The 17,601-nt window shown below is 65.6% G+C and carries 14 protein-coding genes; 9 read left to right on the top strand and 5 right to left on the bottom strand.

Annotation, left to right across the window (positions count from 1 at the left end; genetic code table 11):
- Nucleotides 1–6: 6 nt before the first annotated feature.
- The gene (locus tag J0L98_RS15040; RefSeq protein ID WP_296412585.1) at nucleotides 7–1,116 is read right to left on the bottom strand and encodes a LysM domain-containing protein; all 1,110 of its coding nucleotides are present in this window, start codon (nucleotides 1,114–1,116) and stop codon (nucleotides 7–9) included.
- Between the two features lie 144 nt (nucleotides 1,117–1,260).
- Between J0L98_RS15040 and def the strand changes: the two genes are divergently transcribed.
- The 3 genes from def (at nucleotide 1,261) to htpX (ending at nucleotide 3,624) form a co-directional block, all read left to right on the top strand.
- Nucleotides 1,261–1,764, top strand: a complete 504-nt coding sequence (gene def / locus J0L98_RS15035; RefSeq protein ID WP_296412584.1) for a peptide deformylase — start codon at nucleotides 1,261–1,263, stop codon at nucleotides 1,762–1,764.
- Nucleotides 1,764–2,684, top strand: a complete 921-nt coding sequence (gene fmt, locus J0L98_RS15030) for a methionyl-tRNA formyltransferase (RefSeq protein WP_296412583.1) — start codon at nucleotides 1,764–1,766, stop codon at nucleotides 2,682–2,684. The genes def and fmt overlap by 1 nt, the downstream gene beginning before the upstream one ends.
- Nucleotides 2,685–2,772: 88 nt before the next feature.
- The gene (htpX, locus tag J0L98_RS15025) at nucleotides 2,773–3,624 is read left to right on the top strand and encodes a zinc metalloprotease HtpX (protein WP_296412582.1); all 852 of its coding nucleotides are present in this window, start codon (nucleotides 2,773–2,775) and stop codon (nucleotides 3,622–3,624) included.
- 55 nt (nucleotides 3,625–3,679) lie between these two features.
- Here htpX and J0L98_RS15020 read toward each other — a convergent pair whose 3' ends face one another.
- Both J0L98_RS15020 and J0L98_RS15015 read right to left on the bottom strand, forming a co-directional pair.
- Nucleotides 3,680–5,122 (bottom strand): bacteriohemerythrin, encoded by a 1,443-nt coding sequence (locus tag J0L98_RS15020; RefSeq protein WP_296412580.1) that lies wholly within the window; start codon nucleotides 5,120–5,122, stop codon nucleotides 3,680–3,682.
- Complete coding sequence (locus J0L98_RS15015; RefSeq protein ID WP_296412579.1) at nucleotides 5,119–8,472, bottom strand: PAS domain S-box protein; 3,354 nt, start codon at nucleotides 8,470–8,472, stop codon at nucleotides 5,119–5,121. Before J0L98_RS15015 ends, J0L98_RS15020 begins: the two co-directional genes overlap by 4 nt.
- 418 nt (nucleotides 8,473–8,890) lie before the next feature.
- Here J0L98_RS15015 and mnmG point away from each other — a divergent pair, with 418 nt between their 5' ends.
- From mnmG to J0L98_RS14995, 4 genes are read left to right on the top strand one after another with little or no spacing between them, the layout of a single operon-like run.
- Entirely contained in the window at nucleotides 8,891–10,792 is a 1,902-nt protein-coding gene (mnmG, locus tag J0L98_RS15010; RefSeq protein WP_296412578.1) for a tRNA uridine-5-carboxymethylaminomethyl(34) synthesis enzyme MnmG, read from the top strand.
- Nucleotides 10,789–11,421: a 16S rRNA (guanine(527)-N(7))-methyltransferase RsmG gene (rsmG, locus tag J0L98_RS15005; protein WP_296412577.1), complete on the top strand. Its 633-nt coding sequence runs from the start codon at nucleotides 10,789–10,791 to the stop codon at nucleotides 11,419–11,421. The genes mnmG and rsmG overlap by 4 nt, the downstream gene beginning before the upstream one ends.
- Before the next feature lie 2 nt (nucleotides 11,422–11,423).
- Nucleotides 11,424–12,194: a ParA family protein gene (locus tag J0L98_RS15000; RefSeq protein WP_296407080.1), complete on the top strand. Its 771-nt coding sequence runs from the start codon at nucleotides 11,424–11,426 to the stop codon at nucleotides 12,192–12,194.
- 8 nt (nucleotides 12,195–12,202) lie between these two features.
- Nucleotides 12,203–13,075 carry a ParB/RepB/Spo0J family partition protein gene (locus J0L98_RS14995; protein ID WP_296412576.1) on the top strand — a complete coding sequence of 291 codons (873 nt, stop codon included), beginning with the start codon at nucleotides 12,203–12,205 and terminating at the stop codon, nucleotides 13,073–13,075.
- A gap of 308 nt (nucleotides 13,076–13,383) precedes the next feature.
- Here J0L98_RS14995 and J0L98_RS14990 read toward each other — a convergent pair whose 3' ends face one another.
- Both J0L98_RS14990 and J0L98_RS14985 read right to left on the bottom strand, forming a co-directional pair.
- On the bottom strand, nucleotides 13,384–13,596 hold the full coding sequence (locus tag J0L98_RS14990; protein WP_296412575.1) for a hypothetical protein: 213 nt from the start codon (nucleotides 13,594–13,596) through the stop codon (nucleotides 13,384–13,386).
- 78 nt (nucleotides 13,597–13,674) lie between these two features.
- Nucleotides 13,675–14,322, bottom strand: coding sequence for a Crp/Fnr family transcriptional regulator (locus J0L98_RS14985; protein ID WP_296412574.1), 648 nt, complete (start codon nucleotides 14,320–14,322; stop codon nucleotides 13,675–13,677).
- Nucleotides 14,323–14,368: 46 nt separating this feature from the next.
- Here J0L98_RS14985 and J0L98_RS14980 point away from each other — a divergent pair, with 46 nt between their 5' ends.
- Entirely contained in the window at nucleotides 14,369–16,381 is a 2,013-nt protein-coding gene (locus J0L98_RS14980) for an adenylate/guanylate cyclase domain-containing protein (protein ID WP_296412573.1), read from the top strand.
- 121 nt (nucleotides 16,382–16,502) lie between these two features.
- Nucleotides 16,503–17,601: FecR domain-containing protein (locus J0L98_RS14975; protein WP_296412572.1), on the top strand; the 1,099-nt coding region annotated here is incomplete at its 3' end.

The following is a 17,601-nucleotide window of genomic DNA, read 5'->3' as shown; positions in this document are numbered from 1 at the left end:
CGTTGGTCAGGGCTTGCGGACGCTGTCGGAAACCGCAGCGGGGCCATCACTTTCCATCACCAGGGCGTAGGCCACCCGCTCAAAGACCCGGAACACGAACACCAGGCCATAACGATGCTCGGGCAGCTTGTATCGCTGTGCCGGCCCGACATTGTCTTCCCGGTAGACGGTCTCTCCCCGGTTGCGGTGGAGGGCCAGCACGTGGCCGACCTCAACCTGGTCGCGCTTGCCAACACTGATGGCCACTACGTTGTGGCGCCCCGCGCCGCCAACCCCGTTGTAGATCGATACCACCCGACCGGTCAGTTCCTGCTCGGGGGCATGGGGCACGTAACTCGGCAGATCGGAGGGGCCGGCCGGCAGGAGGCGATCCCCCTTGCCGATCTCCTGCTTGAAGGACGTGACGATAAGGCTTGCCGGGATGGGCGCCCCTTCCCGGGCCGTCTCGGTCTCTCCGCCGGCATCGGGCGCGAGCACCCCGGCCTGGGCACTCACCCGGGCTTGGCCGAGGTAGGCGGCCTCGAACCCCAATAGCTCACCGGTAAGCGGATCCTTGAGGGGACGGGCCTTGCGATAGACATTCCAGTTACTGATTTCCGGATTGATGCGGGTCGCGAAAATGGTGTCACCCGGGCTGGTGAACACGCGGCCCTCCTGGGTCGCCACGACGATGCCGGCCCGGATGTCATCCGCGTCATCAACGATCAAAGGCTCGGACAGGAAGGGCAGGATGGCCCGCAGGGGAATGCTCTGGATGGCATTGCGCGCCGGATCGGAATAAACCTGCGGGAAACGCTTTTCATAGAGGGGTCGATCCTGCGGACCCCCAATACGCTTGCCCAGCTTCAGCGTGGGGCCGTTGCGGTCAAGGACGACGACCTGCCCCGGATAGATCAGGTGCGGGTTGCGAATTTCCTCGCGGTTCAAGCGCCACACATCGGGCCAGCGCCAGGGTTCGCGCAGGAATTTTCCGGAGATACCCCACAGGGTGTCACCGGACGCCACCACGTGGCTGTCCGGGGCATCATCGGCCAGCCGGATCGGATCGGCAGCACCGGAAGCAACGGGAGCCAGGGCGGCGACGCCGATGAGGAGGGCGGATATAATGCGGATCATGGGAGTTGCGCTCGCTTTCGGCGGACAGTTGCGCCGCATCGTGGGCAGTCTGTGTGGCGGAGCCTGATGCCCTCTCCGTCAAGACGCAGGCATCGCATATTTCGCTCAAAATTCTGCACGTAAAGTCTTCATCCGGCAATATTTATGGCTCTTCTACCGATTCTCCGCTACCCCGACCCACGCCTCCACACCCGCGCAGCGCCCGTGCGCGAGGTGAATGACGAAATCCGTCAGCTGGTCGCCGACATGGCGGAAACCATGTACGAGGCGCCGGGTATCGGTCTTGCCGCCACCCAGGTGAACGTCCATAAGCGGGTTGTGGTCATTGACGTCTCCGAAGACAAATCGGCCCTGGTGGCCCTGATCAACCCCGAGATCATCGCCCGATCCGGCGAGCAGATCTGTGAGGAAGGGTGTCTGTCGGTGCCCGGCATCTACGACAAGGTCAGCCGTTCCGAGACCGTGCGGGTGCGTGCCCTTGACCAGCAGGGCCAGACCTTCGAGCTCGACGCGGAAGGCCTGCTCGCCGTGTGCATCCAGCACGAACTCGACCACCTGGAAGGCAAGGTCTTCGTCGAATACCTGTCCCAGCTCAAACAGACCCGCATCAAGGGCAAACTGGCCAAGAAGGCCCGGATCACCGCCTGATGAAAGTCGCTTTCGCCGGAACTCCCGAGTTCGCCGCCGTCGCCCTCGAAGCCATCCTTGCTGCCGGTTTCGAAGTCCCCCTGGTCCTGACCCAGCCTGATCGCCCGGCAGGACGTGGCATGCAACTCCAGCCCAGCCCGGTCAAACAGGTGGCCGTGGCCGCCGGCATCCCGGTGCACCAGCCCGAGAAGCTGCGCACTACCGAGCAACAGGCCCCCCTGGCCGAAGCCGGGGTCGACGTGCTGGTGGTGGCTGCCTACGGCATCATCCTGCCCCAGGCCGTGCTTGATCTGCCCCGCTACGGCTGCCTCAACATCCACGGCTCGCTGCTGCCCCGCTGGCGGGGTGCTGCGCCCATCCACCGGGCCATCCAGGCCGGTGACACCGAAACCGGCATCACCATCATGCAGATGGATGCCGGGCTGGACACCGGGCCGATGCTGCTCAAGCGTGCCGAACCCATCAACCCCGACGACACCACCGGCAGCCTCCATGACCGCCTCGCCTGGCTGGGTGCCGAGATGATCGTCGAAGCCCTCGAAGCCCTACCGGGCGGCCTCGCCGCCACGCCACAGCCTGCCGACGGGGTCACCTACGCCGCCAAGATCGGCAAGGCCGAAGCCATCGTGGACTGGACCCGGCCGGCCGTCGAGCTCGAGCGCATGGTCCGCGCCTTCAACCCCTTTCCCGGCGCCATCGCCACCCATGGCGAGACACCGATCAAGCTGTGGCGGGCACGGGCCATCGACGCCAGCGGCACGCCGGGCGAGGTACTGCTGGCCGAAGGCGCCGGTGTGATCGTGGCCTGCGGCGAAGGCTCCCTATGCATCACCGAACTGCAAAAACCCGGCGCCAAACGCCTCTCCGCCGCCGACTTCCTGCGCGGCATGCCGATTGCCGTGGGTAGCCGCTTTGCCTGACAAAGCGCTTCAGCCCATTGAATTTTTTGCAACGCGCCCCATCTAAACTTGCGCTTTCCGCATTAACCCGAAAGGACGGATAAACGCAATGCTCGGCAACTGGCTCAAGACTTCCATCCTCATGGCCGGAATCATCGCCCTCTTCGGGGCCATTGGTGCCATGATCGGTGGTCAGTCGGGAATGCTCCTCGCCCTCGTCTTCGGCGGCGCGATGAACGTCTTCTCCTACTGGTTCTCCGACAAGATGGTCCTGCGCATGTACAACGCGCAGGAGGTGGACGAAACCAGCTCGCCCTACCTGTACAACATGGTGCGTGAGCTGGCCGGGCGTGCCCAGCTGCCCATGCCCAAGGTCTACATCATCCATGAAGACCAGCCCAACGCCTTCGCCACCGGGCGCAATCCGGAAAACGCCGCCGTAGCAGCTACCACCGGCATCCTGCAAATGCTCAGCGCGCGTGAGCTGCGTGGCGTGATGGCCCACGAACTGGCCCACGTGAAGCACAGGGACATCCTGATCTCCACCATCTCGGCCACCATGGCCGGTGCCATCTCGGCCCTGGCCAACTTCGCCATGTTCTTTGGCGGGCGTGACGAGAACGGCCGGCCGGGCAATCCGATTGCCTCCATCGCCGTGGCCCTGCTCGCACCGCTGGCGGCCAGCCTGATCCAGATGGCCATCTCCCGCGCTCGTGAATTCGAGGCGGATCGAGGTGGTGCTGAAATCGCGGGTGACCCCCATGCCCTGGCCGATGCCCTGCTGAAGATCGACGCTTTCGCCCGTGGCATCCCCATGCCCACGGCCGAAGCCCATCCGGAAACCGGCCAGATGATGATCATGAACCCACTGTCGGGAGGCGGCCTGCGCGGTCTGTTCAGCACCCATCCGGCAACCGAAGAGCGGGTTGCCCGCCTGCGCGCCCTGGCAGCAGGCCGCTGACAGGCCTCTTGTCCCACAAGCCCGCTGAACCCGGCTCCGGCCGGGTTCAGCGCTTTCAGTGGGGCGCGGGCAGCGGCAGCGTCACCCGGAAGCAACTGCCCTTGCCAGGGGAGCTGCTCACTTCGAGGCGTCCTCCGTGGCTGAGCACGATACGGTAAGCGGATGACAGGCCAAGCCCACGTCCCTCCCCCACTGGACGGGTCGTGAAGAAAGGCTCGAAAATGCGCGCCCGGGTCGCCTCGTCCATGCCGCACCCATCGTCTTCCACCTCCACCACCAGGTTCTCACCCTTGGGCATGGCCCGAACCACGATGGTACCGACGGCCCCCTCCAGAGCCCGGAAGGCGTTGTCGAGCAAGGCCTTGAAGGCCTCCACCAGCAGGGTCGGATTGCCTTGCAGCGCGGGGAGGGCTCCGTAGCTACGGACCAGGGCCTGCCCCGGCCGACGGTTGCTGCCGGTCGCGTGGATGGCTTCCTCAAGGATCTTCGCAGATGGCAGCTCGCGGGTCTCCGTCGGGCCGGGACTGGCGAAATCCTGCAGGGCATGGATGATGTCCGACACCTGACCCAGACCCCGATTGGATTCCGCGATCAGGGTGGGGAGATCCTCGCGGATGAAATCCAGGTCGGTGCCGCTGCGGGCGGCGGCCCAGACATCCGCGCTGGCGCCGCCGGAAACCAGGCGCTCCGCGGTATCCGCCAACGCAAGCAGGCGCTCCGCGTACTCGCGCAGGGTACCCAGATTGGACGCCACGTAACCGAGGGGCGTGTTGATCTCATGGGCCACGCCAGCCGCCAACTGCCCGACGGCAGCCAGTTTGTCCGCTTCTAGCAAGCGGACACGGGTCTCCTGCAGGGAGTCCAGGGTCTGCCGGAGGGCTTGATTGGCGGTGCTCAGCTCTGCCGTCCGCTCAAGCACCCGCTGCTCAAGGCTGGTATTGATCCGGGCAAGTTCGCCGTTGCGCTCGGCCACGAGGCCAAGCAGGTTGCGGACGGCAGCGATCAGGGCCATGTTGCCGGGATCACTGCCATGGCTGGCGGCCGCCTCGAAAGCCGCCTCCGCGGTGGCCCCTCTTTCCACCTCCCGTAGCTGGCGGGCCATGCTCTGGTCGGTGTCAAGGATGTGGAATGTCAGCCAGCTGGTGACGAAACGATACAGCACCGGCACCGCCCGGGTCGGATCGGCCGTGCCGCGCATCGCCTCCACCTGGGCAACGAAGTCCGCGTGGCTCTGGCGATGGGCGCGGACATGGCGCTGGTCGAGGCCCACGCGCTCCATCAGCGCCTCCTCGGTGGTGAAGTGGTGGGCCGCGTAAGTGCCCAGGCCGTCCAGCACATGGGCCAGCTCGGCCGGCTGGATCTCGCCGCCGGTGGCCGCGCGCTGGGCCAGGACATTGACAAGGTCAACGAGCTTGCGGTGCTGGGCATCCACCTCGCCAAAGCCGGTCTCAAAGTAGTCAGCCCAACTGAACGGGGCAATCCGTTCCCTGATGTTCACGTGGACGCTCCCTCACCGCGGGCAATCTGCCCGCTGATGGCCTTGAACAGATCCTGCAGCGCCAGGCCCAGAGCCGCCAGCGAATCGGCAAGTTCTTCAGGTGACATGTTTCCCCGGGCGGAGTCACAAACCGAACGGGCCAGACCACTCACCCGATGGGCGCCAATGTTGCCCGCGGCCCCCGCAAGGGAGTGGGCCAGACGGAAGATCTCGGGCACATCGCCGGCGGCCAGACAGGCCGTGAAGCGCTCGCCCACGTCCCCGTGGGTATCAACGAAGATCTGCAACAAGCGCAGATAAGTGGGCCACTTGCCCCGGACGATCCGCAGACCACTCGTCACGTCGAGATCTTCGGCGGAGTCGGCAGAAGGCACGCAAGAACGTTCCACCACCGCCCCCGAACGCCACTTCAAAAGCATCCGGGCGAGGGCTTCGGGCTCCACCGGCTTGGTGAGGAAGTCATTCATTCCGGCGTCCAGGCAGATATCCCTGTTCTCTTCGAAGGCATTGGCCGTCATGGCTACGATCGGGATCCGGTTGCCACCGGCCAGACGGCGTATACGCCGGGTGGCCTCCAGACCGTCCATCACCGGCATCTGCATGTCCATCAGGATCACCGTGTAGGCGTTGAGACGGGCCAGTTCGACTGCCTCCGCGCCATTCGCTGCCCGGTCGGCGGTGAGCCCGAGTTCGCCGAGCATTTCCACCGCGACTTCCTGATTGAGCACGTTGTCCTCCACCAGCAACACCCGGCCGCCCCGCAGGCGGAGTGCAGCATCCGCCTGCGTTTCCCGCGCTCCAGATGGTTGTGCCGGAAGTATCGCGCCCTTGCGCCGGGTGAGCCGGGCAGTAAACCAGAAGGTGCTTCCCCAACCAGGCGTGCTATCGGCCCCTGCCTCGCCCCCCATCAGACGGGCGAGGTGGCGCGTCAGAGCCAGCCCCAACCCGGTCCCGCCATGACGGCGTGTGGTCGAGGCGTCGGCCTGTTCGAAGGGCTGGAACAGGCCGGGCAACTTCTCGGGCGCAATTCCGATCCCGGTATCAATCACTTCAAAGCGGATCAGCAGATCGTCCTCGCACTCCTCCAGCACGCTTGCCTGCAGGCTCACGGAACCATGGTCGGTGAACTTCACGGCGTTGCTCAGGTAGTTGAGCAGGGCTTGCCGGAGGCGCGTCACGTCCCCGCACAACACCGCCGGCAGACCATCGGTATCGCTGCGAAATTCAAGGTGTTTCGCTGCCAGACGCTCCTGGATCAGGGAGTGGGCCTGATTGAACAGCATGCCGGGCGAAAAATCGATGGACTCCAAAATCAGCTTGCCGGCCTCGATCTTGGAGATATCGAGGATGTCGTTGATGATCGACAGCAGGTGGCTTCCCGCACTGCGAATCTTTCCGAGTCGGTCCTGCTGAGCGGTGTCGAGGGGGCTGCGCTCAAGCAGCCGGGCCAGGCCCAGGATGGCATTCATCGGGGTCCGGATCTCGTGGCTCATGTTGGCCAGGAAAGCCGTCTTCGCCTGATTGGCCAACTCGGCCTTCTGCCGCGCCTCCGCCAGCTGCAGGGTGCGCTCTGCAACCAGATCCTCCAGGTGCTGGTGATAGAGCTTGAGCTGCGCATCGAGCTTGCGAGTCTCCGTGACATCGAAGAAAGTCGCCAGAAGACTGTCGCCCACCAGTGCGCCGGACACCATCAGCGTCCGTACCTCGCCGGAGCGGCAGGTGATGCGGAACTCCCGAGGCTCCACGGCCCGCTGGTTCACACCAGCCTCGCGCAGGGCCTCGCTCCAGGTCGCTCGTGCCCAATTCCGATACTCGGGATCGGGATAGGCCAGACGCCACCAAGTTTCCAGCTCAGGCACATCGGCACGGGTATAGCCGAGGATATCGGTGAAACTGCGGTTGATGTCGAGCACCACCCCATTGACGTCCACCAGCGCAAGCGGCATCGGCGCAACCTCGAAGAGCTGACGGAACCGGGCTTCACTACGGCGCAGTGCGGACTCTTCCCGGTGCCGCGTGATGGCGATGGCGGCCATGTCGGTAGCCAGGGCAACCTGTTCCAGATGATCCTCCGTCGGCTGCGATGCCGTGGCCGGATAGAGCGCAAAGGTTCCCAATACGCCACCGTTGCGGCTGAGGATGGGAGAGGACCAGCAGGCCTTCAGCCCAAAGCGCCCGGCCAGTTCGGCAAACGGCGCCCACAGGGGATCATGGGCAATGTCATCGACGACGACCCGCGTTCCTCGCCACGCAGCCGTCCCGCAGGACCCCACCCCCTCACCGATCGCGATGCCGTCGATCGCCTGGTTGTAGGCGTCCGGCAGACTGGGCGCCGCGCCGTGGCGCAGATGAACGCCATCCGGATCGAGGAGCAGTATCGACGCCCGAACGCCGCTCAACCGGGCCTCGACGCCGCGCACCAGCGTGTCCAGGGTATTCTCGAGGCTCGCCCCGGACGCCACCATCTCGAACACTTGACGCTGGGTGGCAAACGCCACTTCCGCCTGTTTGCTCTCGGTGATGTCGCTCCAGATCGCGGCGAGATAGCGGCGACCGTCCCGCAGGGTGATGCCTCGCGCGCGCACCCGCACATCCCGCACCATGCCCGTGATATGGCGATGCCGTGTTTCGATGGTGAGGCCGTCCGGAGTCAGCATCTGGGCCACGCATTCCGCCATCAAGGCCGGGCTCTGCTCGCAATCGATATCCGCGATCGCCAACTTCGCAAACTCCGCCCTGCTGTATCCCAGGTTACGGTGAGCCGCCTCGTTGAACTCGACAAAACGGCCGTTGCGGGCATCCACCAGGGCGATAGAGTCTGCGGCCTGACCAACGATGCTCGAGAAGATTTCTTCCCGCTCGCGCAAAGCCTCCTGGGCGCGTCGGGCATCGGTGATGTCCCGGGCCACGCCGAGAACCCCCACCAGCCTCCCGTCCTCGCCATACATCGGGGTCTTGATGGTTTCCACCCGCTCCCGATGACCGTCGTCTGCGAAGACCAGATCTTCCTCGTTGCGCACGGGACACCCGGCGTGAATTGCCGCCAGATCATTGTTCCGGAAGAAATCAGCCACGTCCCACGAGACAAAATCGTAGTCGGTGCGGCCCACGATATCCGCCTCCCTGGCGTTGTACAAACGCTCGAAACGGGGATTGCAGGCCAGATAGACCCCGTCCGGATCCTTCAACCAGACCAGATCGGGAAGCGCCCGGACCAGCGTCTTGAGGAAATTCCGCTCCTGCTCCACGCCGCGGGCTGGATAGGCTCCATCGACGCCGAGGCTTTCAGAAGCGGACTCCGCAGCGCGCAGCACCGGATCATCGGAGGGAGGGTCCGACGGAAGGGTCATGGAAAGGCCTTTTTTTGATCCCACAGCATCCGGACGAGGATGCATTCGGGTACGTCCGATAACGCGGGCGCACCGAGCAAGGTACTAAACTGATGATTGCTTACCTGCGGCAGCAGCCGAGACAGCAAGCTACCGACGCCACTCTTCTCTTGTGGAGCACAACGGACTTCAGGCAGCAAACTTGAGGTGCCGAAACGGAATGTCTGCTGACTCCGCCCGGACGACCCGGTGGATTCCGGAACAAAGGCCCGCGCCCCTTCCCGATGTACCGACCGGAGCATCCGAAGATAGCGGAAAGCACTAGATAAGCCTTTGTAAATCCGCCGCTTTTCCGGATCGCGACGCTGCGTGGCGCTGTATTTTTGCAGCGCAAGGTCGTATCATTCGGCTCCCCCGATTCACCTTCCCCGGTTTTCCCATGCTCCATCCCACCCGATTCGACGTGATCGTTGTCGGCGGCGGCCATGCCGGCACTGAAGCCGCGCTGGCAGCGGCACGGGCCGGGTGTGCCACGCTGCTGCTCACCCATAACATCGAAACCCTCGGCCAGATGAGCTGCAACCCGTCCATCGGTGGCATCGGCAAGGGGCACCTGGTGAAGGAAGTGGACGCCCTGGGGGGAGCCATGGCCGCCGCCACCGACGAAGGCGGCATCCAGTTCCGCATCCTCATCGCCAGCAAGGGCCCGGCCGTGCGCGCCACCCGCGCCCAGGCCGACCGGGTGCTATACAAGGCCGCCATCCGCAAGCGCCTCGAAAACCAGCCCAACCTGTGGCTCTTCCAGCAGGCGGTGGACGACCTCACCGTGGTGGGCGACCGGGTCACCGGCGTCGTCACCCAGATCGGCCTGCGCTTCGAGGCCCCCGCCGTGGTGCTCACCGCCGGCACCTTCCTCAATGGCCTGATCCACGTGGGCCTGCAGAACTACTCCGCCGGACGCGCTGGCGACCCGCCGGCCATCAGCCTGGGCCAGCGCCTGAAGGAACTCGCCCTGCCCCAGGGACGCCTCAAAACCGGTACCCCGCCGCGCCTGGACGCACGCAGCATCGACTTCTCGGTGATGCAGGAGCAGCCCGGCGACGACCCCGTGCCGGTGTTCAGCTTCCTCGGCAAGGCCGGCCAGCACCCGCGGCAGCTACCCTGCTGGATCACCCACACCAACAGTCGCACCCACGACATCATCCGCTCCAACCTGGACCGCTCGCCCATGTATTCGGGTGTGATCGAGGGCGTGGGGCCGCGCTACTGCCCGAGCATCGAAGACAAGATCCACCGCTTCGCCGACAAGGACAGCCATCACGTCTTCCTTGAGCCCGAAGGCCTGGACACCCACGAGATCTACCCCAACGGCATCTCCACCAGCCTGCCCTTCGACGTGCAGCTGGACATCGTGCGCTCCATCAAGGGCCTGGAAAGCTGCCACATCCTGCGCCCGGGCTACGCCATCGAGTACGACTACTTCGACCCGCGCAAGCTCAAGTCCAGCCTGGAGACCAAGTCCATCGGCGGGCTGTTCTTCGCCGGCCAGATCAACGGCACCACCGGCTACGAAGAAGCCGCCGCCCAGGGCCTGCTGGCCGGCATCAACGCCGCCCTGCAGGTAAAGGGGCAGGACCCATGGTGCCCCCGCCGCGACGAGGCCTACCTGGGCGTGCTGGTGGATGACCTGATCACCCGCGGCGTTTCCGAGCCCTACCGCATGTTCACCTCCCGCGCCGAGTACCGTCTCAGCCTGCGCGAGGACAACGCCGACCTGCGCCTCACCGAGACCGGCCGCAAGCTGGGTCTGGTGGACGACATCCGCTGGGCCGCCTTCTGTGCCAAGCGTGAAGCCGTCGAACGGGAAACCGCCCGCCTGCGCGCCACCTGGGCCACTCCGGCCAGGGTGCCGGCAGAGGCCGCCGAAGCCGTGCTCGGCAAGGCCATCGAGCGGGAATACCCCTTCTTCGAGCTGCTCCGCCGCCCCGACGTGCGCTACGCCGACCTGATGACCCTGCCCGGCGCCCCCGAAGGCCCCGAGACCGACCCCCAGGTGGTCGAACAGCTCGAGATCGCCGCCAAATACCAGGGCTACATTGACCGCCAGCAGGACGAAGTGGCCCGTCAGGCCGATGCCGAAGCCACCCCCCTGCCGGCTGACCTCGACTACACCACCGTGCGCGGCCTGTCCAAGGAAGTCCAGGGCCGCCTCAACCAGCACAAACCCGAAACCATCGGCCAGGCCAGCCGCATCCAGGGCATCACCCCGGCGGCCATCAGCCTGCTGCTGGTATGGCTCAAGCGCAGCGAACTGGCCCGCGGTCGGGAGAAGTCCGCATGAGCGCCGCATCCCTCCAAAAGGGCATCGCCGCCCTCGACCTCGCTCTGCCCGCCGATTCAGCGGAACGCCTGCTCGCCTTTGGCCGCCTGCTGATGAAGTGGAACAAGGTCTATAACCTCACCGCCATCCGTGACGAAGGCCAGCTAATCACCCACCATCTGCTCGACTCCCTGTCGGTGCTCCCCCACCTGGACGGCCTCACCCGGCTGGTGGATGTGGGCTCCGGCGGCGGCCTGCCGGGGATCGTGCTGGCCCTGTGCCGACCCGACCTGCAGGTGGACTCCGTGGAGACGGTGCAGAAGAAGTCCACCTTCCAGAACCAGGCGAAGATCGAACTCAAGCTCGCCAACTTCCGTGCCCACCACGCGCGCATCGAAGCCTGGCAGCCGGCCTACACCCCGGAGGCCCCCGACGGCATCATTTCCCGGGCCTTTGCCGACCTGGCCGACTTCGTCAATCTCACCGCCCACCTGGCCGGCCCCGATACCCGGCTGCTGGCCATGAAGGGCGTCTACCCCGAGGACGAGATCGCCCGGCTGCCCGCGGGCTTCCGCCTCGAACAGGCCATTCGCCTCAGCGTGCCCGGCCTCGACGCCGAGCGCCACCTCCTCATCGTGAAACGGATCTGAGCATGGCCCGCATCTTCTGCATCGCCAACCAGAAAGGCGGCGTCGGCAAGACGACCACCTGCGTCAACCTGGCCGCCGGCCTCGCCACAGCGGGGCAGCGCGTACTTCTGATCGACCTGGACCCCCAGGGCAATGCCACCATGGGCAGCGGCATCGACAAGCGCGGCCTGAGCAAGTCGGTCTATCACCTGCTGGTGGGCCTCGGCACCGTGGCGGACGCCCGGGTGCGCTCCGAGAGCGGCGGCTACGACCTGATCCCCGCCAATCGTGATCTTGCGGGTGCCGAGGTCGAGCTGGTGGGCCTCGACCGGCGCGAGAACCGCCTGCGCGACGCCCTCGCCCTGCACCAGTCCGAATACGACTTCATCCTGATCGACTGCCCGCCGTCCCTGTCCCTGCTCACCCTCAACGGCCTGTGTGTCGCCCACGGGGTGATCATCCCCATGCAGTGCGAGTACTATGCCCTGGAAGGCCTCTCCGATCTGGTGAACTCCATCAAGAAAGTACACGCCAACCTCAACCGCGAGCTGTCCATCATTGGCCTGCTGCGGGTCATGTTCGACCCCCGCGTCACCCTCCAGCAACAGGTCTCCGCGCAGCTCGAGGCCCACTTCGGTGACAAGGTTTTCAAGGCCATCGTGCCGCGCAACGTCCGCCTTGCCGAAGCCCCCAGCCACGGCATCCCCGGCGTAGTCTTCGACCGCAGCGCCAAGGGCGCCCAGGCCTATCTGGCCTTCGCCAAAGAAATGATCGAACGGGTCAAGACCCTCTGAATCCCACCATGGCACCTCCCAAACTCAAAGGCTTAGGCCGGGGGCTCGACGCCCTCCTCGCAGCCAACAACGACGGCGACCGGACTGAAGGTGAACTTCAGACCCTGCCCGCCGCGGAACTGCAACCTGGCAAGTACCAGCCACGCACCCGCATGGACCCGGGTTCGCTTGAGGAGCTGGCCGCCTCGATCAAGTCCCAGGGCGTGATGCAGCCCATTCTGGTGCGCCCCATCGGCGCCATGTTTGACGCCAAACGCTACGAGATCATTGCCGGCGAACGCCGCTGGCGGGCCGCCCAACTGGCGGGCCTGAACGAAGTGCCCTGCCTGGTGAGGGAGATTCCGGACGAGGCCGCCCTGGCCATGTCCCTGATCGAGAACATCCAGCGGGAAGACCTCAACCCTCTCGAGGAGGCCGCCGGCATCCAGCGTCTCATCGATGAGTTCAGCATGACCCACCAGCAGGCCGCCGACGCCGTCGGGCGCTCCCGCCCCGCCGCGTCCAACCTTTTGCGCTTGCTCCAGCTCGCGCCCCCGGTGCAGGAACTGCTCATGGCCGGCGACATCGACATGGGCCACGCCCGTGCCCTGCTCCCCCTGGACGGCGCCTCCCAGGTTGGTCTCGCCAATCTGATCGCCGCCCGCGGCCTGTCGGTGCGCGAAGCCGAACGCCTGGTACATCAGGCCCTCAACCCGAAATCGAAACAGCCCGCTCCGCCCCCCGACCGGGACATTCTGCGTCTGGAGGAGGAGATTGCCGATCAGCTCGGCGCCACGGTGAAGATCAAGGCCAACAACAAGGGGGTGGGGGCCGTCACCATCCACTTCGGCAGCCTCGATCAACTCGACGGCCTGCTCGACAGACTGAACCTGAAATCCTGAACCGCCGCCGATGATGGCCCGGGATGAACGGACACCGGACCCCCACTCGGCCGGGGGGCATCCCGTGGATCAAGGATCCGCGGACGACGGAAGTCACCCTATAGATCTTCGTCCGTAGTGCTGCGGAGAACGCGCTGCGCCTCCTGACGTCTGGCGCCCCGGGACTTCCCGTGGGGGCCGGCCTTGCGCTGCAGGGCCGGTACTACCAATGGGTTGCGCGGCCCCTTTGGCGCGGCCTTTCCCGGCCCCTGATCGGGGCCGCGGAAGATCAGCTTCTGACGGGTTCCGAGGGTGCGCCTGGCCATGAATCAGACTTTGCCACCGGCACTGGCGACATGCGCCAGTGCTTCACACGTGACCTCCTCGGTGATGCCCGAGATCTCGGCAAAGCACCCGTCAAGCGGGCAGTTGCGCCCCGGCGGACATCCGTGTTCGTAGGCACACTGGGCCTGGGTCTGGTCGGTCAGGACCATTTCGCGAACGGCTTCGCAGCGGCTGATGGGCGAATCGATGTAGGACATGATGTGTCTCCCTTGTACACTTTCAAGTGTAGCCAAGGGATGAAAAATTACCTTGCAATCAGCAGGGTTTTTACATCCTCACCAGTGCCTGGGCAGCTTCTTGCGAACGATGATGCGGTGGGGCTCGATCTCCACATAGCCCCCGGACACCATGTCACGGAGGATACGGTTCACCATTTCCCGGGACGCCCCCACCATGTTGGCGAGATCCTGCTGGGTCAGGCGCCGGTCAATGATGCCAACGCCATCGGTCTCGACCGCCAGGGACTCAAACACTCGTGCAATGCGCCCAAACACATCCACCAAGGCCAGGGAACGCACGCTTTCCGTCAGCTTGCGGATGCGTCCGACCAGATTGCGCACCACGATCTGCATGCAGGCCGGATGGGCTTCGATCAGGGCGAGAAACGCCGCCCGGGGAATCTGCAATACTTCACTGCGCGTCAGTGCGATGACCGAGGCGGAACGTGGCGCGTCGTCGAGCAGGGCGAGCTCGCCGAAGTAATCACCCGGGTCAAGCAGCGACAGGGTCACCTCGCGACCGATGTTGTCGGTAAGGTAGGCCTTGAGCGCCCCGCTTTGCACCACGAACAGGCTGCTTCCATCGTCACCCTCGTTGACGACAATGGTATTGGGCGCAAAATTGCGCACCCGAGAACGCGACTTGAGTACTTCGGCCTGCTCATCGCTGAGGCCGTCGAACAGATCCACCCGATCCAGATACATCACAGCCAGTTACCTCTCCGATGACAGCGCGCTCCTGAGACAGCCCGTGCAACGCCCCGACAGAACCCTTCTTGGACTCGTGACGGCCTCGCTGCTGGCGATAACCACCCTCCTGCTGTCTCCCGCCGGAGATCTCGAGCATGGAGCCGGACTGGAGTTGCTGTACGCCCTGCGGGGAACGCGCCCTCCCCCGCCGGAAGTCGTAATTATAACCCTCGATTCCCGCTCGGCTCGGGCCTTGGGGCAGTCCGAGCGTCCGGAACGCTGGCCGCGGAGCCTTCACGCCCGACTGGTCAACGGACTCACCGACCGCGGTGCCCGGGTGATCGGCTTTGATGTGCTCTTCGAACGGGCTAGGGAGCCGGAAGGCGACCAAGCCCTGGCCGCGGCCATTCGGCGCGCAGGCAACGTCATCCTCATGGAAGGCGTTTCCCGGGAAGCGGTCACCCGCCCCGACGGCACTATCGTCGCCCACGTGGATCACCTCACCCGACCCCTGCCCCTGCTCCGGGATGCGGCGTGGGCCAGCGGCCCTTTCATCATGCCCAAGACGCCCGCGGGAATATTCGAATTCTGGGGGTTTGTCCCCAGCGTCGGCGACCATCCCTCCCTGCCCATGCTGATGGCCCAGCTGATGACCGCGGGCACAGCGGCCGCCATCTCGCCTTCGCCGGATATCCGCCTGCGCGCCCTCAACCTGTACGGTCCCCTCGGCACCATCCGGACCCTGTCCTATGCGGAGGCCCTGGAAAAGGTGGCAGACCCGGCCACCGGGGACGCCGCCTTCCGAGGCAAGGCGGTCCTGATCGGGTTCTCCGAATTCAACCAGTCACGGCAGGGGGACATTTTCCGGACTCCCTACAGCAGCCCCGACGGGCTCGATGTCAGCGGTGTCGAATTGTGCGCCAGCGCACTGGCCAACCTCCTCGACGGCTCGGCACTGCAGCGCCCCCCGGACAGCCTGCTACTCGCAGCCCTGCTCGCCTGGAGCGCCATGCTCGCAGCCCTGTGGCACTTCATCGGAACGGCCCGGGCGCTGGCCATTAGCGCGGCCCTGGGCCTGGCGTGGGTCGGTATGGCCGGATGGTGCTTCGCCCACCACCACGTATGGCTGCCCGTGATCCTGCCGGGGGTGCTCGCCCCTCTCACCACCACCGCCTTCGGTCTGTTCAGCCATGGTCGCGCCGCCCGGCAGCGCGAACGCGACCTGCAGAAGGCCCTTGATCTGGGCCTCAGCCGCAAAGGGAGCGAGAAGCTCGTCGCCTTGCTCCGCGATCATGATGGCGGACGCAGTATCCACGGGGTATGCCTGTGCAGCGACATCGAGGCCTATACCAGCCTCACCGAAAACCTCAGCCCAGCAGAGACCCGGGAAACCCTGAACCGCTACTTCTCCCGCCTCCTGCCGGTGGTCGAAGCCCACGGTGGTCACGTGATGGACATCGTGGGCGACTCCATCATGTGTCTCTGGCTGGCCGACGACTCGGCGGACGACGCCTGCCGCAAAGCCTGCGATGCCGCCCTTGCGCTACATGGCCTGATGAACGAAGCGCCACCCGGTGACAAGACCGCGCTTCCAACGCGTTTCGGCCTTCACTACGGGCCAGTGTTTCTCGGCGAAGTCGGTGCCGATGCGCGACGGGAACTGCGGGTTGTCGGAGATATCGTCAATACCAGCAGTCGCATCCAGAGCGTCAATAAGATCCTCCACACCCGCATCCTGGTGTCCGGAGCGGTGCTGGAGCAGCTCTCGCCCCCACTTGGAGACGACGATGCGCGACTGCTCGGCTCCTTTGTATTGGCGGGCAAGCGCCAGGCCATCGATCTGCATGAAATCAGGTCTTCACCCCTGCCACAAGATGCCCGCGAGGCCTTTGAGATCGCCCGTAGCGCCTACGCCAGGGGAGCACTCGACCTGGCCCGCCTGCACCTGCGCATTCTCCTTGCCACCTGTCCGGAGGACGGCCCCGGGCGATTCTACGTGGAACGCTGCCAGGCTCGCCTGACTGGCAGAGACTTCCCCGACAGCAGTGGGTGCATCGTGCTCGATAGCAAGTGAGTGAATCAGGGATAAATGCAAACTGCACACGAGATACTGCAAGTCACATCCTTTTGCAGTTAATATCACCCACAAATTCAGCCGTTTGCCATTTTAGGTCTTCAGGATCGGTACTCCGTCGATGCAGTCCCATGCCCGGCCTCCGCAGAAGTTCGCGCTGCGGCCCCTCTATCTCGGTCTAAGCCTCACCTTTTCCGGCCTGTCCGCCGTCTCCTTCGGCGCCCTTGCCTGCGACCCACCCGCCGGACACCTCGCCGCCACCGAGGGCCGCATCGAAGTGCGTGCCGCCGGGGAGGGCCAGTGGCGGATCGCCACACCACGCCAACCCCTGTGCCCCGGCGACCAGGTCGCCGTGCGCGGCCCCGGCCGGGCCGCCGTCGTGCTGGCACAGAACGTACTGGTGCGCCTCGACCACAACACCACCCTGACCCTGCCCGGCTCGACCGCCACTGGAGAGCTCAAGCTGCCACAGGGCGTAGTCCACGTCATCAGCCGCTTCAGCCGGCGTTTCGGAATCATCACACCCTTTGTCAATGCCTTCGTGGACGGCACCGAGTTCACCGTTACCAGCGACGATAGTCGGGCCCAGGTAGTGGTCGCCGAAGGTCGCGTGCGCACCGGCAACAGCGCTGGCGAGCTACGCATCGAAGCCGGCCAGGCCATTGAGGCCCGTGCCGGCAGTGCCCCTGCAGGGATAACCGTGCGCCCCCTTGACGCCGTCGCCTGGGCCATCCATTACCCCCAGGTCCAGCACCTACGGCCGGTCGAGCTGGCCACCTACCCCGAAGCCACGCGTCAGGCCCTCGCCGCCGCCCAGGGCGAACTGGCCGCAGGCCGGGCGCGCAATGCGCTTGACCGCCTCGCCCCCCTCGCCGAGGTGGACAGCACGCCCGCCCTGGCCGCCTTGAAGGCCGGCGTGCTGCTGGGTCTGGGCCAAGTCGATGCTGCCAGCGCCCTGCTTGCCCGCTTTGCCCCGGGCACCCACCCGGCCCTCGACGCCACCGCGACCGTGATCCGCGTGGCCCGCAACGATCCCGCCGCCCTGGAAACCGCCCGCCAGAACGTCGAACGCAACCCCGACGCCCCGGCGGCCCAACTCGCCTACAGCTACGCCCTTCAGGCCGCCCGGCAGCTCCCTGCCGCCCTCGAAGCCGCCCGCCGAGCCGCCTCCCTGAGCCCCGACGCGCCCCTCGCCCACGCCCGCCAGGCCGAGTTGGAAC

Source organism: Zoogloea sp., assembly GCF_017302315.1.
GTDB lineage: Bacteria > Pseudomonadota > Gammaproteobacteria > Burkholderiales > Rhodocyclaceae > Zoogloea.
The sequence above is the reverse complement of the archived record's forward strand: the minus strand, read 5'-3'. Positions and strand labels throughout refer to the sequence as shown.